17 protein-coding genes are annotated in these 13,039 nt (G+C 56.9%); 7 read left to right on the forward strand and 10 right to left on the reverse strand.

Annotated features, from left to right (window positions below; genetic code table 11):
- The first annotated feature begins 112 nt into the window (after positions 1-112).
- The 5 genes from AB4Z23_RS12020 to AB4Z23_RS12040 all read left to right on the forward strand — a co-directional run bounded on the left by AB4Z23_RS12020 (position 113) and on the right by AB4Z23_RS12040 (position 5,191).
- Positions 113-1,273, forward strand: coding sequence for an ABC transporter permease (locus AB4Z23_RS12020; protein ID WP_421476647.1), 1,161 nt, complete (start codon positions 113-115; stop codon positions 1,271-1,273).
- 10 nt (positions 1,274-1,283) lie between these two features.
- Complete coding sequence (locus AB4Z23_RS12025) at positions 1,284-2,120, forward strand: ABC transporter ATP-binding protein (protein WP_003515481.1); 837 nt, start codon at positions 1,284-1,286, stop codon at positions 2,118-2,120.
- An 8-nt stretch (positions 2,121-2,128) separates the two neighbouring features.
- Positions 2,129-3,499, forward strand: a complete 1,371-nt coding sequence (locus AB4Z23_RS12030) for an MlaD family protein (RefSeq protein WP_441360164.1) — start codon at positions 2,129-2,131, stop codon at positions 3,497-3,499.
- Positions 3,500-3,514: 15 nt separating this feature from the next.
- A complete protein-coding gene (locus AB4Z23_RS12035; RefSeq protein ID WP_013636236.1) occupies positions 3,515-4,120 on the forward strand; it encodes an ABC-type transport auxiliary lipoprotein family protein in 606 nt (201 codons plus the stop codon).
- A gap of 102 nt (positions 4,121-4,222) precedes the next feature.
- Positions 4,223-5,191 carry an alpha/beta hydrolase family protein gene (locus tag AB4Z23_RS12040; protein WP_441360165.1) on the forward strand — a complete coding sequence of 323 codons (969 nt, stop codon included), beginning with the start codon at positions 4,223-4,225 and terminating at the stop codon, positions 5,189-5,191.
- Between the two features lie 24 nt (positions 5,192-5,215).
- Here AB4Z23_RS12040 and AB4Z23_RS12045 read toward each other — a convergent pair whose 3' ends face one another.
- Positions 5,216-5,650 (reverse strand): PACE efflux transporter, encoded by a 435-nt coding sequence (locus AB4Z23_RS12045; protein WP_019566196.1) that lies wholly within the window; start codon positions 5,648-5,650, stop codon positions 5,216-5,218.
- A gap of 632 nt (positions 5,651-6,282) precedes the next feature.
- Between AB4Z23_RS12045 and AB4Z23_RS12050 the strand changes: the two genes are divergently transcribed.
- Positions 6,283-6,534, forward strand: a complete 252-nt coding sequence (locus AB4Z23_RS12050) for a hypothetical protein (protein WP_003515471.1) — start codon at positions 6,283-6,285, stop codon at positions 6,532-6,534.
- Between the two features lie 73 nt (positions 6,535-6,607).
- Here the strand turns inward: AB4Z23_RS12050 and AB4Z23_RS12055 are convergent, their stop codons facing one another.
- From AB4Z23_RS12055 to AB4Z23_RS12070, 4 genes are all read right to left on the reverse strand, one after another.
- Positions 6,608-6,796, reverse strand: coding sequence for a hypothetical protein (locus AB4Z23_RS12055; RefSeq protein WP_003515469.1), 189 nt, complete (start codon positions 6,794-6,796; stop codon positions 6,608-6,610).
- Between the two features lie 294 nt (positions 6,797-7,090).
- Positions 7,091-7,315 carry a hypothetical protein gene (locus AB4Z23_RS12060; protein WP_003515467.1) on the reverse strand — a complete coding sequence of 75 codons (225 nt, stop codon included), beginning with the start codon at positions 7,313-7,315 and terminating at the stop codon, positions 7,091-7,093.
- Positions 7,316-7,510: 195 nt separating this feature from the next.
- Complete coding sequence (locus tag AB4Z23_RS12065) at positions 7,511-7,762, reverse strand: hypothetical protein (protein ID WP_003515464.1); 252 nt, start codon at positions 7,760-7,762, stop codon at positions 7,511-7,513.
- Positions 7,763-7,931: 169 nt separating this feature from the next.
- Entirely contained in the window at positions 7,932-8,264 is a 333-nt protein-coding gene (locus tag AB4Z23_RS12070; RefSeq protein ID WP_441360166.1) for a hypothetical protein, read from the reverse strand.
- Positions 8,265-8,670: 406 nt separating this feature from the next.
- Between AB4Z23_RS12070 and AB4Z23_RS12075 the strand changes: the two genes are divergently transcribed.
- On the forward strand, positions 8,671-9,150 hold the full coding sequence (locus tag AB4Z23_RS12075; protein ID WP_441360167.1) for a hypothetical protein: 480 nt from the start codon (positions 8,671-8,673) through the stop codon (positions 9,148-9,150).
- A gap of 290 nt (positions 9,151-9,440) precedes the next feature.
- Here the strand turns inward: AB4Z23_RS12075 and AB4Z23_RS12080 are convergent, their stop codons facing one another.
- The 5 genes from AB4Z23_RS12080 to AB4Z23_RS12100 all read right to left on the reverse strand — a co-directional run bounded on the left by AB4Z23_RS12080 (position 9,441) and on the right by AB4Z23_RS12100 (position 13,037).
- Positions 9,441-10,748, reverse strand: coding sequence for a tyrosine-type recombinase/integrase (locus AB4Z23_RS12080; RefSeq protein ID WP_441360168.1), 1,308 nt, complete (start codon positions 10,746-10,748; stop codon positions 9,441-9,443).
- Between the two features lie 138 nt (positions 10,749-10,886).
- Positions 10,887-11,276 carry a hypothetical protein gene (locus tag AB4Z23_RS12085; RefSeq protein WP_441360169.1) on the reverse strand — a complete coding sequence of 130 codons (390 nt, stop codon included), beginning with the start codon at positions 11,274-11,276 and terminating at the stop codon, positions 10,887-10,889.
- 3 nt (positions 11,277-11,279) lie between these two features.
- A complete protein-coding gene (locus AB4Z23_RS12090; protein WP_441360170.1) occupies positions 11,280-12,206 on the reverse strand; it encodes a hypothetical protein in 927 nt (308 codons plus the stop codon).
- A complete protein-coding gene (locus AB4Z23_RS12095) occupies positions 12,196-12,768 on the reverse strand; it encodes a hypothetical protein (RefSeq protein ID WP_441360171.1) in 573 nt (190 codons plus the stop codon). The genes AB4Z23_RS12090 and AB4Z23_RS12095 overlap by 11 nt, the downstream gene beginning before the upstream one ends.
- Positions 12,765-13,037, reverse strand: coding sequence for a hypothetical protein (locus tag AB4Z23_RS12100; protein ID WP_441360172.1), 273 nt, complete (start codon positions 13,035-13,037; stop codon positions 12,765-12,767). The genes AB4Z23_RS12095 and AB4Z23_RS12100 overlap by 4 nt, the downstream gene beginning before the upstream one ends.
- Positions 13,038-13,039: the final 2 nt, after the last annotated feature.

Raw genomic sequence — 13,039 nt, forward strand, 5'->3', positions numbered from 1 at the left:
CACATGACGCCAAATTTATCGCGAATTGTCGGCTGTCACTGTGGCTTGCCGAAGGCCAAACCGTTATGAAACCTTTAAGAATCTCGTGACGGCTGCACTCGCTCGGAGCATTATGCAAGAACAGGATATACGGCAACAGGCGAACCCGGCCGCAATCACCGAAGACGGCGCCGTCTCCGGCGGCGGCCAGCGGTATGCCTTGAGCGGTTCCTGGCGCAACAGCAATCTTTCCGGAATTTTTGCAAGCCTCGAAAACATCGAGAAAAGCGGCCCTGCCGGTCCGGTGGAGATCGATCTTTCCTCGGTGGAGGCAATCGACACGACCGGCGCCTGGGTCATCCGGCGATTGCGCGAAGATATGGAAGCGAAGGGCGTTTCCGTCACGCTTACCGGAAACGAGCGAATCGAGGATCTGATCGGCCAATTGCCGGATAAAGCGGCGATGGAGGGTGAGCCTGCCGCCAAGGTGGGACTTGCCGAACGCTTCTTCTCGCCGATCGGACAAGCTGTCGTCCAGAATGGTGCGGATTTCCTCGCGGGCATGTATATTCTGGGTTCTGCCGTGCGCGGCGCGCAGATGAAGCTCGGGCGCGGCCGTGGCGTCTCGCCGGCGGCCATCGTCAACCAGATCGACCATATGGGCGTGCGCGCCGTGCCGATCATCATGCTGATGTCGTTTTTGATCGGCGCCATCATCGCCCAGCAGGGCGCCTTCCAGCTGCGTTATTTCGGCGCGGAAGTTTTCGTCGTCGATCTCGTCGGGATTCTGCAATTGCGAGAAATCGGCGTGCTTCTGACCGCAATCATGATCGCCGGTCGCTCCGGCAGTGCGATCACGGCGGAAATCGGCTCGATGAAGATGCGCGAAGAAATCGACGCGCTGAAGGTGATCGGTCTCAACCCCGTTGGCGTGCTGGTGTTTCCGCGTCTCGTGGCGCTGACAATCGCACTGCCGCTTCTGACCATCCTTGCCAATTTCGCCGCACTTTTCGGCGCCGCCATCGTCACGCTTCTCTATTCCGGCATCACCTTCGAAGTGTTTCTGTCGCGTCTGCATGGCGCGGTCGAGGAATCGACCATCGCCGCCGGCATGATCAAGGCGCCGTTCATGGCGCTGATCATCGGCATCGTCGCGGCGGTTGAGGGTATGAAGGTCGGCGGTTCKGCGGAATCGCTCGGCAAACACGTCACGTCGTCGGTGGTCAAATCGATCTTCGTCGTCATTCTGGTGGATGGCCTTTTTGCCATCTTCTACGCAGCCATCGATTTTTAAGGAGGGCGCGTTGGAAACTTTGGACCAGAAGCCGCAAGAGACAAAAACTGCAAAGGACGGCCGTGAGACGGTTCTTTCCGTCGAGGGYGTGACTGTCGGTTTCAACGGCAGGAACGTGCTTGAGAATCTCGATCTGGATGTCTATCGCGGTGARATCCTTGGCTTCATCGGCCCATCCGGCGCGGGTAAATCCGTCCTGATGCGTGCGATCTTGAGGCTTCTGCCACGCCAGGCGGGTGCAATCCGCATTCTYGGCACCGATTACGACAAGGCCAGCGAAGACGACCGCATGATGCTCGACCAGCGGCTCGGCGTGCTGTTCCAGCAGGGGGCGCTGTTTTCCGGCCTGACGGTGAAGGAAAACATCCAGCTGCCSATGCGGGAATATCTGGACCTGCCGAAAAAGCTGATGGACGAGCTTGCCTATCTCAAGATCGAGATGGTGGGCCTGAAGCCCGATGCGGGCGACAAATACCCGTCGGAGCTTTCCGGCGGCATGATCAAGCGTGCGGCGCTTGCGCGCGCGCTGTCGCTCGATCCCGACCTTGTCTTCCTCGATGAGCCGACATCCGGCCTCGATCCCATCGGGGCGGCGGAATTTGATATGCTGATCGCGCGCTTGCGCGATTCGCTCGGTTTGACCGTGTATATGGTGACGCACGACCTCGACAGCCTGTTCTCCGTCTGCGACCGCATTGCGGTGCTCGGGCAGAAGAAGGTGCTGGTGGAAGGGACCTTGCAGGACATGTTCGCCTGTGACGACCCCTGGGTGCAGTCCTATTTCCGTGGCAAACGGGCGCGCTCTGTCGTTCTTCCGGACGACAGACACGAAAATCCGGTGGAGTAACAAGAAGCATGGAAACCAAGGCGAACTACACCATAGTCGGAATTTTCACGCTGATCGTGATCGCCGCCGCATTCGGCTTCGTTTACTGGATGGCGGAATTCGGCCGGGGTGGACCGACGGCCCAGCTCGTGGTGCGTATTCCCGGCTCGGCAAACGGCCTTTCCGTCGGCTCTCCGGTACGCTTCAACGGCATTCCTGTCGGCACGGTGCGCGGTCTTGCGATCGACCGTGACGATCCGGCCTATTCCATCGCCTTTACCGAAGTGCAGGCGGACGCGCCGGTTTTCCCGTCCACCCGCGCCGTGCTTGAAATTCAGGGCCTGACGGGCGCTGCCTATATCGAGCTYTCCGGCGGCAACAAGGATGGTGAGCGCATTCTGCAGAAATCSGTSGARAGCGGCGTTCCCGCCGAGCTGACGGCCGATCTTTCCAGCGTCACCAACCTTCTTGCCACCGCCGACAAGATCCTGAAACGCGCCGATGGCGCCATCGGCGAATTGCAGGGTTTCGTGCAGGATGCCCGTGGGCCGCTGACGCAGACGGTGCGTAACGCCGAGAAATTCTCCGATGCGCTGGCCGCAAATTCCGATGGTATCAAGAGTTTCATCGCCAGCCTCAGTTCGCTTTCCACCACCGTCCAATCGGTCTCGGTACGCCTGGACGGCACGCTGACTGCTGTCGAAGATCTGGTGAAGGCGGTGGATGCCGGCAAGATCGATTCCATCCTGTCTAATGTCGACAAGGTGACGAAGGACGTCGCTTCCGCTTCGAGCGATATTCAGGGYATCATGGAAACGGTGCAGAGCACGGCGCGCAACTTCGAGGCGGCGAGCACGGAAGTGCAGACGGTGGTGAAGCGCGCGGATGAGCTTTTGGCGTCGGTCGATCCCGCAAAGGTCAGCACCGTGGTGGGTGATGTTTCCGCAGCGACTGCCGATGCGCGCGATGCCGTGGCGAACTTCAAGCGGATTGCCGACGATGTCGGCGCGCGCCGGGCCGATATCGACCAGGCGGTCTCCGATTTCACCGACATGGGCCGCAAGCTGAACCTTGCCTCAAGCCGTGTCGATGGCATTCTTGCCAAGGTGGACGGCATGCTTGGAACCGACGATGCCAATTCGCTGTTTGCAAAGGCGCGCGAGACTTTGACCTCGTTCAAGGCCGTRGCCGACAATCTCAATGCCCGAATCGGGCCGATTGCMGACAATYTCACGCGCTTCTCCAGTTCGGGCCTGAAGGATTTCCAGGCGCTTATCGGCAGYACGCGGCAGACGGTCGACAATCTCAACAATGCGATCACCAATATCGACCGCGATCCGCAGCGGTTGATTTTCGGCGGCGAAACCGTGAAACAATATGACGGCAGAACAAGGCGCTAAAAGGGGTATGGGCCAATGACACGATTGATGAACGGCCATAAGCGCCGTGCCCTGCTTCTGGTTCCGCTGCTTGCGGTTGCGGTGGCGGGCTGTGCGGGAACCCCATCGAACGATACGTTCGACCTTTCCGTCTCTTCGGCGACTGTGACGCAGGGGCCGTCGCTCAAAGGCCGGCAATTGCTGATCGCCGATCCGACGGCGCTGAAAGCGCTTGATAGCGAAAACATCGTGGTGCGCCTTTCCGGCTCGGAAGTGCAATATCTCGGCAATTCGCAATGGAGCGACCGCCTGCCGCGCATGGTGCAATCCAAGCTGGTGCAAGCATTCGAGGATACCGGCAAGCTCGGTGGCGTCGGCCGGCCGGGGCAGGGGCTGGCGATCGATTACCAGGTGGTCAGCGATATTCGTACCTTCGAAATCGATACGGCAAAAAACACCGCCGATATCGAGATTTCGGTGAAGCTCTTGAACGATCGCAACGGCACGGTAAAGGCGCAGGAAGTATTCCGCGCCAGCGCACGCGTCAGCGGTTCCGGAAATGCCAATTTCGTCAAAGCGCTGGACCAGGCTTTCGCCGCCGCCACCCGCGAAATCGTGGCCTGGACGCTGAAGTCGCTCTAAGTCTGACGACGGTCATTTCCGCTACAAGAGATTGCTCTATGTTGCGGGTGAGGCCTGTTGGTGACGGCCTTGCATTCAATGTTTCCGATCCGCGGGTCCGTCATGCGATTTCTGGTGTTGCTTTGCCTTTCCCTTGTTTCCGCCATGTGCGGAACGGGCACCGTTCTGGCAGCCGGTCTTCGGTTGATCGAGATTACCTCGGCAGGCGGAAAGCCTTCCATGAGGGCGGCGGTGTGGTCGCCCTGCGCGGCGACTCCGGTGGAGACCCGCATCGGCCCCTTCGCTCTGCAAGCGGTGCGTGATTGCCCWGTTGTCRATGGGCAATATCCGCTCGTCATCATCTCCCACGGTTTCGGCGGTACGTATTTCAGCCATCGGGATACCGCGGCGGCGCTGGCGGATGCCGGYTTCATCGTCGCGGCGATMAATCATCCCGGCGATAACGCCATTGACATGAAGCGGGCAGGCGATCTTTCCGCGCTGACCGAGCGACCGGCCGATATCGTTCGCCTGCTCGACCATATGCTGGCGAACTGGAACGATGCCCGTTTTATCGATGCCGGAAGGATCGGGGTGTTCGGATTTTCGCGCGGCGGTTATACGGCGCTGGTACTTGCCGGCGGCGTTCCGGATTTTCCAAATACCGGATTGCCGTGCCCTGATGGGCAGGCGGCGGTGTGTGCTCAGATGCTGGAAAGGTCTGCTTCGCCTGAGGACAGGGTCTACGATGCGCGGGTGAAGGCTGTGGTTGTTGCAGACCCCCTCAACGCCTTTCCAGGGCGGGCCGATCTGCGAGATATCAAAATCCCCGTTCAGCTCTGGAGTTCAGAGCGCGGCGGCGACGGTGTGGCGCCGGAGGATATTTTAGGGCTGCGCGACGACCTRCCGGCAAAACCGGACTATCAGACGGTGAAAGGGGCAGGGCATTTTTCATTCATAACACCTTGCCCCGCCGAGATGGAAAAAGCCCTGGCCGAGATATGCGGCGATATTTCGGGGTTTGACCGGGCGGAGTTTCATCGTCGACTGAACAGCGAAGTCATCCGCTTTTTCACGGCTTCGCTACGCTGACGCACACGCCGGTGCCGCCGTCGATCAGACGGCGTCCTGCGACCGCCATTCCGGCAGCGGGAAAAGCCGGTCGTAGCCCCAGTTGAAGACGAAGGCATAGACTACGTAGAACAGCGCAAAGGAGATATCCATCACCAGCGCCTGGGCAAGGCTGATGCTGAGATACCAGGCGATGAAGGGCATCAGCACGATCAGCAGACCCAGTTCGAACAGCAGGGCATGGGCGACGCGGATAGCAGGCGTCTTCAGCGTCGTGCCTTTCAGGCGCTGCATGGCATGGTCGAAGCCGAGATTGTAAAGATAGTTCCAGGCGGTGGCGAGCGTGGCGCTGACGAGGCCGACAACGCCGATATCTTCCATGGGCATGTGAAATACGAATGCACCCAGCGGCACGACCAGCAGAAGGCCGATGATTTCGAAGCTGAGAGCGTGGCGGATACGATCGGGCAGGGAACGCAATTTATTCTCCGGTATGTGACCGGGCCGTCCCGCATGCTGTCGCCATAATGGCCGAGGTCGTCCTCTCGCAAAGCCATATAGCGGTTTCGGGCAAAATTTCAAGCCTTGGGTCATGGTTGGGTTTGGGAGCGCTCTTCTCAGCGGGAGCGGGATGAGGTGGCGAGGCCGGAGTTATGCGGCGAGACTTCGCCTTCATGCGACTATTCGTGCCACCATCTCACCGGCGTGGAGACGAAGCACGCGGCGGCACCTTATCTTTTCAATTGTCCGCCGTTTCGCCGCTGCGGAACAAGACCGCTGTTTTTTCGTTATCGCTCATGGAAGGAGGCGTGCCATGCAGCATAATTCTCCAGATGGACGAACGATAAAGGCCGCCAACGCGGCACAGGCCACAACTTACAAGCCTAGCCTCATTTCCCTGAAGGGAAGTTATGTGGCGATGATATTCCGCAGGCCGCTTTGCCAAAATCCGCTGGATTTGCGGAAAAAATAAAGCGGCACGCCTCACCCATTGCCACCGATGACGACTGCCGCAATGACAGAGAGCTTTAGATGTCTCTAAAGTGTGATTTTCAATCCGGACCGTCTCCCCTTAGATTGGGAGATCGCCACGAAAGCGAAGGGAGAATGACATGAAATCAGTTCTCATTATCGCCGCTGTACTTGGTTTTTCCGCCAGTGCAGCGTTGGCGGAGTGCGCAGGTCATGAAAAGATCAACGCTTCCGTTCCTGCTGTCGACCGTGAATTCAAAACTGCAAGCATCGTTCCGCCGACGGATCCGGTGGACAAGCCCATCGTCATACTGAAAAAGACCGATCGCCTTCCSGCGGCAACGGTWGCGACGACTGGCGAACCCGAAGCTGCAATGCAACGCATGCAATAAGACAAGACAATGATCGGTTCATTCTGAAAATCCCGTGTGTGAGGTAATCCGCACGGGATTTGCTTTTTGCCATCTAGCTGTCGAGTTTCAGCGACAATTGCTTCGGGCCTTCATTCTTTTTCAGCACGTAGAGCGGCCGGGCGATGATGACTTCCGTTCGCCGCTGCAATTCCCGTCGTCTCTCGAGCGCGCGCTCGCGCATATCGCGGGAGCGAGCGACCACGGACAGGGCATTTTCTATGGTTGCGTCTGCTGCGTTCATCGCTGACCTCCATAATGTTCACTTTATGTTCTCATTATCGGTCGCTTATGTCAACACTGTGGCAGCGATACTTAAAGGGCAGCTGAAATGCCCTGGAGATGGTCTGTGACGGGGACACTACGGGCTGCGTTGAGGGGGGAAGGGGTCGCCTGGAGCGTTTGTCCCTCGCGCTTGYGACGGAGCATCGAAGGCCSKTGCGGGCGCGAYKGGGGATACTCCGGCCTGCTCAATCAATTTTCGGGATGCTTTGGCAATCATGCCGGGTGCTGATCAGCTCCGGCGGGCGGGAGGCTGTCAGGACAGGGGGCGTTGATCGGGTACGGTGAGGCCTGGAAGCAGGTCACTCAGATGTTCACTGGCGAGCGCGACAATGGCAAGCGCGGCTTGCTGGCGGTTCCAGCCAGCGTCTTCCGCTTTTTCGATCAGCCCTTGAATGGAGGGCTCCAGCGCGAACTGGCACTCGGCCTGATAGTCCATAGTATCGATAGAAAGCGATGGAGAATTAATTGCGGCCCGCATCGTTTGGTCTCCCTGTTTTCCGCCATGCACGTCGTTAAGCGACGCGCAAATCGGAAACATGCACATTCAGAGGCCTATGATATCGGGCAGGCCCGTATATCAATGGCAGCGAATCCCCCAGCAGGCGGGACGTTAACGGCAAGTCTCGATGGCTGTCAACGAACGTCCGGTAGCGGCGGCGCCGTCTTACCTATTTCAGAGCCTTCCGTTCCGGAAAGGTTTTCGTCTCCAGACTAGCAATGCCATGACATAAAGCGCAAAAAGCACGAACCATGTGACGGGCAGCACCATGAAAAGCGCCGCATAGGCACAACTTCCCTCGAAACAGGAACCGAGAAATCCGGAATCGGCAAGCGTCCCCGACAATAGAAACGCACATACGCCGCTTCCGACTGCGCCGAGGGCGAAAAGCAATATGTTGACGATCAATCTCATCACGACAATCATAGGCATGATTAAGACCGCTTTGCGGAGCGGGTGGCACTGCCGCGCTGATATTTCGTCGTTTCAGTAGATGTGTTGCAAAACCGGCGTTGCCGGAGCGGCTGRTTTTTTTGAAGGCCGCTTGTTGGTGCAGGCCCCGCCATGATCGGGCAGGGCCRTTATTGCCGGATTATTACTCGGTGATGGTATAYTCGCCGAGTTCGCACAGGTTCTGCGTATCCTCGAGGTCTTCCAGCTCATCGCCCTGGAATTCGAAACGCATGTCGTATTTGCACACGCGGCGGCCATCGGCGATGGTGATCTCCATCGTTTCGCCCGGACCAAGCGCCTTCTTTCCGAAAACGTCGTCTTCCCAGTCATCGACGCCGACCGGCGAGGTGTAGAAGGCATTGAGAACGGAGTTCGTTCCGTTCTTCAGCGAAAAGACGAGGTCGTCCGCCTGCGCCGCACCCGCAACMGTCARCGTAGCYSCGAAAAACACCGCCGTTACCCATTTTGATKTCATRATATCCCCCTTTTGCGCCATCGTTCTGGCTKGGCAATGCATACAACCAAACCAGTGGCTTGCAATGCAAACTGCGGGTTTTGGTTAAATTGCGAAGGGTTCGTTATGGGTAACTTTTCGAGATATCCAGTCTATTTTAAATATTACAAATATATATAAATAAATATTTCGAATTTTTGCCTTTATTTGTGATTTTATTTTTATGAAACAAATATATTATTTTTCTATTTCGAAACTATTTTTTTTATTTTCAATTGTTTTTCATTTATTTTGAGTTTTATTTTGATGTATTTATGATTTTTCTGTGTGTATCGTGGACTTTATTATTTTTTATGTATCGATTGCTGAATCAGCGAAGAGTTTTTACTGACAAAAATATTTTTTCTAAAATGACGTTAATTGGTGGATGGGCCAGGCTGATCGCTTTCCGACAGAGGATAATGGATTTGATCAAGCGTTCGTTTTATTCTTCTGCGGCCTCAAGCTGCCGGGTATCGTGGCACTGGCCACCCTGTACGCGGGTTTTCTGACGCAGGCTTTGRGCCAGTCGCGGGTCTGCAACGATCCTGCTCCGGTCAGCAACCTCAAAGAAATGTTCGATGCGATTTACGCATGCTGGGTGCCGCCGGAAGACACGGAGGGGCTTGTCGTGACGCTTCAGTTCATTCTGCATAAGGATGGGCAGATAAGGGGCAAGGTGGTCGTCACAGCCGCGCGCCCGCAGGAAGACAGTCCAAGACGGCAAGCCTTTATCGATTCCGCCATCGACGCGGTGARGCGGGCAGCGCCTGTTCCTTTCACCGAGGAATTCGCAAGCCGTATTACCGGACGGCCCTTGGGGCCACGTTTTATCGGGACAAAAATCATACCCGAAACGAAGTTGTAGGTTTTCTTGGGAGTTAAGTCCGCTGTCGCGGCCGCATGTTTAGGCGCGCCGAATGCGAACTGTTTTTTCAGTCCCCAGCGCCGAAGGCGATGCTTTAACTTAGCACCGCAACGTCTTGTCATTTTTGAAGAATTTGGTGGGTGATGTAGGGCTCGAACCTACGACCCGCTGATTAAGAGTTATATTGAAATCCAATAAATACTGAGAAAACAATATTAGCGGTTTCCAATCTATCCGAAACACACCCGAGATAAACCGAGAACGTTTGGTGAATTGGGAACCGCAATTAGCTATTTATCACCACTGTTTCGGAAGGCCAAGGGCTCAATTTCTTTCCATCGGTCTTCCATGAGCTTCATGGCATCTTTTGCCAAGCTCCGAAGCGCAACCTCGCGCCCGTAATGCTGCACCATCTGCGTCGACATATTGCAGATCGCGCCAACCTGGCTTTCGGTGCAGCCAACCTCCAGCAGATTAATCACCGCATTCTTTCGCAACCCGTGGAACACGATCCTGTTTTCCCGGAACCTCTTGAACTCGTCTTTGTTCATGAGCTTTTGCCATTCGGTTCGGAAACCATCGGCCGTCTTATATGAGGAAGTTCGAGAACCGGCGTGCAGCATTATGCTGTCCGACTTTGGCGCTCTTTCCATCCATTTCCGGTATTCGGAGTGGATCGGTATCCAGACGGAGTTCTTCGTCTTCTGCGCTCTAACTTCCATTGTCGTGTCGCCGGACTTCGGCTTTTTCATCTTGATGACGTCGCTCTGTCTCTGGCCGGTGAAAAAGGCTGACAGGCAGATGAGTTTGAGATGGAAAGGTGCGTGTTCGAACATAATCTCGAAGGCCCAGTTCGGCCACGGCACCCATGGTTCGCCGCCGGGAATCTTCTCGGTGTGTTCAATCACGTTGGTCGTGCAGTAGCCTCTGGGGACGCCCCAAGACATCAGGCGGGACAGGAAGGCCCTGAACTGGTTGGCGGTCGCTGGCGTCTCTCCTAGCTCGTCTATGGCCTCCTGAGCGTCAACTGTCGTGAGGTCGGAGGGCAGCATGTCGCCCCACGTCTCAACGATCATCGTGCCCGATGCCTTATACCCGCGCTGGGTGGACGGAGCCAATTCGGTCCAAGTGGGGTTCGTCTCGCTCTGGAAAGATTCCACCAGAGATTTGAAGTCCTTCACGCCCTCGCGGCCGCGGCGCACTCGTGATGAGAATGCTTTTTCAGCCTTTCCCCAAAACTCCTCGCTCTTGATGTCGGGGAGGCGGGTCCCGTCGAGGATGAAGCCTTTGCCATCTCGCTCCATGCTCTCGCAGATCGAAAGGCGCAGAGAAAAATCCCGGTCAAGCGGATCAGGCAGGGCAATGGAAGGCCATGCTTCCTTCGTGTTTCGCGACCGGGTGTAGAAGGTGTAGACCGTGGTCGAGCCATCCTTGCGGCGCTTGGTCACCCGGTGCACGTGCTTAGGCAGTTCCACTGTGCCGCTTTTCCCTGATCTTTTCACGGAACCGTGCTCCAAACGTCGATATGTGTTGGCCATCAAGGCCCATGGCTTTATCGAGATCTTCTCGATACCAGAACTTCCGGCGCGTGCTGTCAACAACTCTCGGAGACGGGTATGTTGACCCGACGCGCTCCAGGAAGTCCTCGACGTGCTTTTCCCCGCAATAACCGGCCGCGACTTCTGCAGTCATTCTCACTGGCCAGCTACCAGACGGGATTGAGGATGGTCGTCTCGTCATCCCTCGCTCCTTTCAAGCGCCGCTCGGGCCAGAGACCGAAGATGTGCAGCAGAGCGACGATGCGTTGACCGCTGGTCGTCGCAATATTCGTTAGCGCGACAGGATTCTGAAGAGCCGACGCGCTTGAGGTATTCATCGTTTTGCGCAATCTGCGCCGTGTACCGCGCGACTTCGGAATCGTGCCACAGCGCAGCCTCCTCCAGCGCCTCCGCCCTTGCCTCCCGCTCGCGCTTCTCTGCTTCGGATAGGAGTTGGCGGAGGCGGGTGATTTCAGCAGCGGCATCTTTCGCAAGTGACGTACTTGACCAGCCCGTATTGTACTGAACAAAACAAACCTTGTTCAGCAGGTCGACAACATCAGTGACACGCGTCATCTGTTCACTCATTGGTCAGCCCTCCTGCTTTGCGGGTGCTTCTGGATCGAAGCCGGGAAGCGGGCCGCGTCCATGACGGGTCGAGCGTTTGGCGCGAATGCGGGCTATCGTTTCTGGGCGTTGAAGCTTTTCCAGATCAGCCTCGGCGCATTCCGAAAGGTCATATCCTGCGACAACGCAGAGCGATGCAAGCGTCAACATGGCGGCCCCGATCTCTTTGGCAGGTTCGCCCTTGGCTCGACTCCATGTGTAGCGCACAAGCTCGATAGCATCTTCCTCTGTCATCCCGAACGCTTGAACCGTCTCTCCTGCTTCTTCCCAGAACCGGGCGCGGCGCTCTTCAACATCTGTGGGGTCGTCGTGAAATAAGGCGCGGTGTGCGGCTTCAACACGCTGCTGAAACCCCGTCACGTCCTGCACCTGTGCGGCGAGGGCGGAGCGAATGCGGGCATCATAGTCGGCTTGTGCGGCGGCTTTGGCTTCCGGTATGGTAGCACCAGAAATTCTACCGGGTCCGCCCTCAAGAGATACGCAGGCCATCCCATTTATTTCCCATACCCTGTAAGTCCCGAGTATGCTTTCAGATACCTCCATATAGGAGCCGTCCGGGCCTTCCGCCCACTCCAAAGCCTTCACGGCTACGGATGGTGCGGGAGGGGCAGGCGGCGCGGCGTAGAGAGGGCGAATGTTGCGCACCTGCTTATGAGGCGCAGGAGGCTCGTCATCGTACATATCGTCCCAGATGTCGCTTTCCGCAAAACGCCGCTCTTCCCACATCCAGCGAATAGGGTTCGCAACGGGCAGGGCGGTTTCAAGCTTACGCATATCGCGAACGGTGCAAAGCTCTACCCACTGTCCCGATCCGCCGAAAGCGCCAATGCTTTCATCTGGCGACATGTCGTCAAACGCGATTGACTTGCGCTTCAGTTCTTCACTCTGCATTGTGTTCGCCTCCTGTGCTGGCGAGGGCGGTGTTGGCGATTTCTCCGAACTCCCCGTAGACCGTCCGTGTGATGTGCTTGCCGGAGCCGTCAAAGGACTCGAGTTTCTCGTAGCTGTCCTCGTCGCGAATTTCTTCCAACGCCTCACGCAGCCGCTCATTCTCCGCAGCCTCATCCCGATACCGGCCTTCCCAATAGCGGTGATCGCCGGGAATTGAGGATTTTCGGTCGATCTCGGCTTGGAGGCGCTCGTTCTCTCTCTGCAAGCTTTCGATGGTGGAGCGAAAGTCGGGATCAAGGCACATGACGATATCCAGCTCATGCCGATTCTGGACTGCATCTTGAGCCTGCTCCAACGTATCGAACTGGTCGGATAGTTCCTTTGCGTAAAACGGCCTGTCGTTCGGAAACTTCTCCCGCACATCGTAAATGTGGTACATGCCGCGTGTTGCGTGAGCATACCATTCCCCGCAGCCGTGTTCGGTCGCGCCGTCGAAATGATGCCATTTCAGCGGACGGAACATGTTCGGGAAAGCCTTCTTGAGTTCTTCCAATGCGGTCATGGCTTTGTGCCTTTCCGAAATTCCTGCGCCGTGCGAACAACGTCCACGAGCGGGTGATTGATGTAGGGCGGGAACGTGAAGCCAATGGCGCTGATGCGATCGAGGACGCACTTGGACCAGCCGGATTCATCCGTGATCAGCAGCTTGGCTGTTTCCTCAAGGCTCATCGGCAATGCTTCGAACCGGTCTTCTTGCGCGAATGCAAAGCCGTCGCGGTTCTGATACGGGCGCCAGACTTGCTCCAGCGCAAACTTTTCCAGATCGGTCACTC

Origin of the sequence: Agrobacterium sp. MCAB5, assembly GCF_052114365.1 — a bacterium.
Classification (GTDB): domain Bacteria; phylum Pseudomonadota; class Alphaproteobacteria; order Rhizobiales; family Rhizobiaceae; genus Agrobacterium; species Agrobacterium tumefaciens.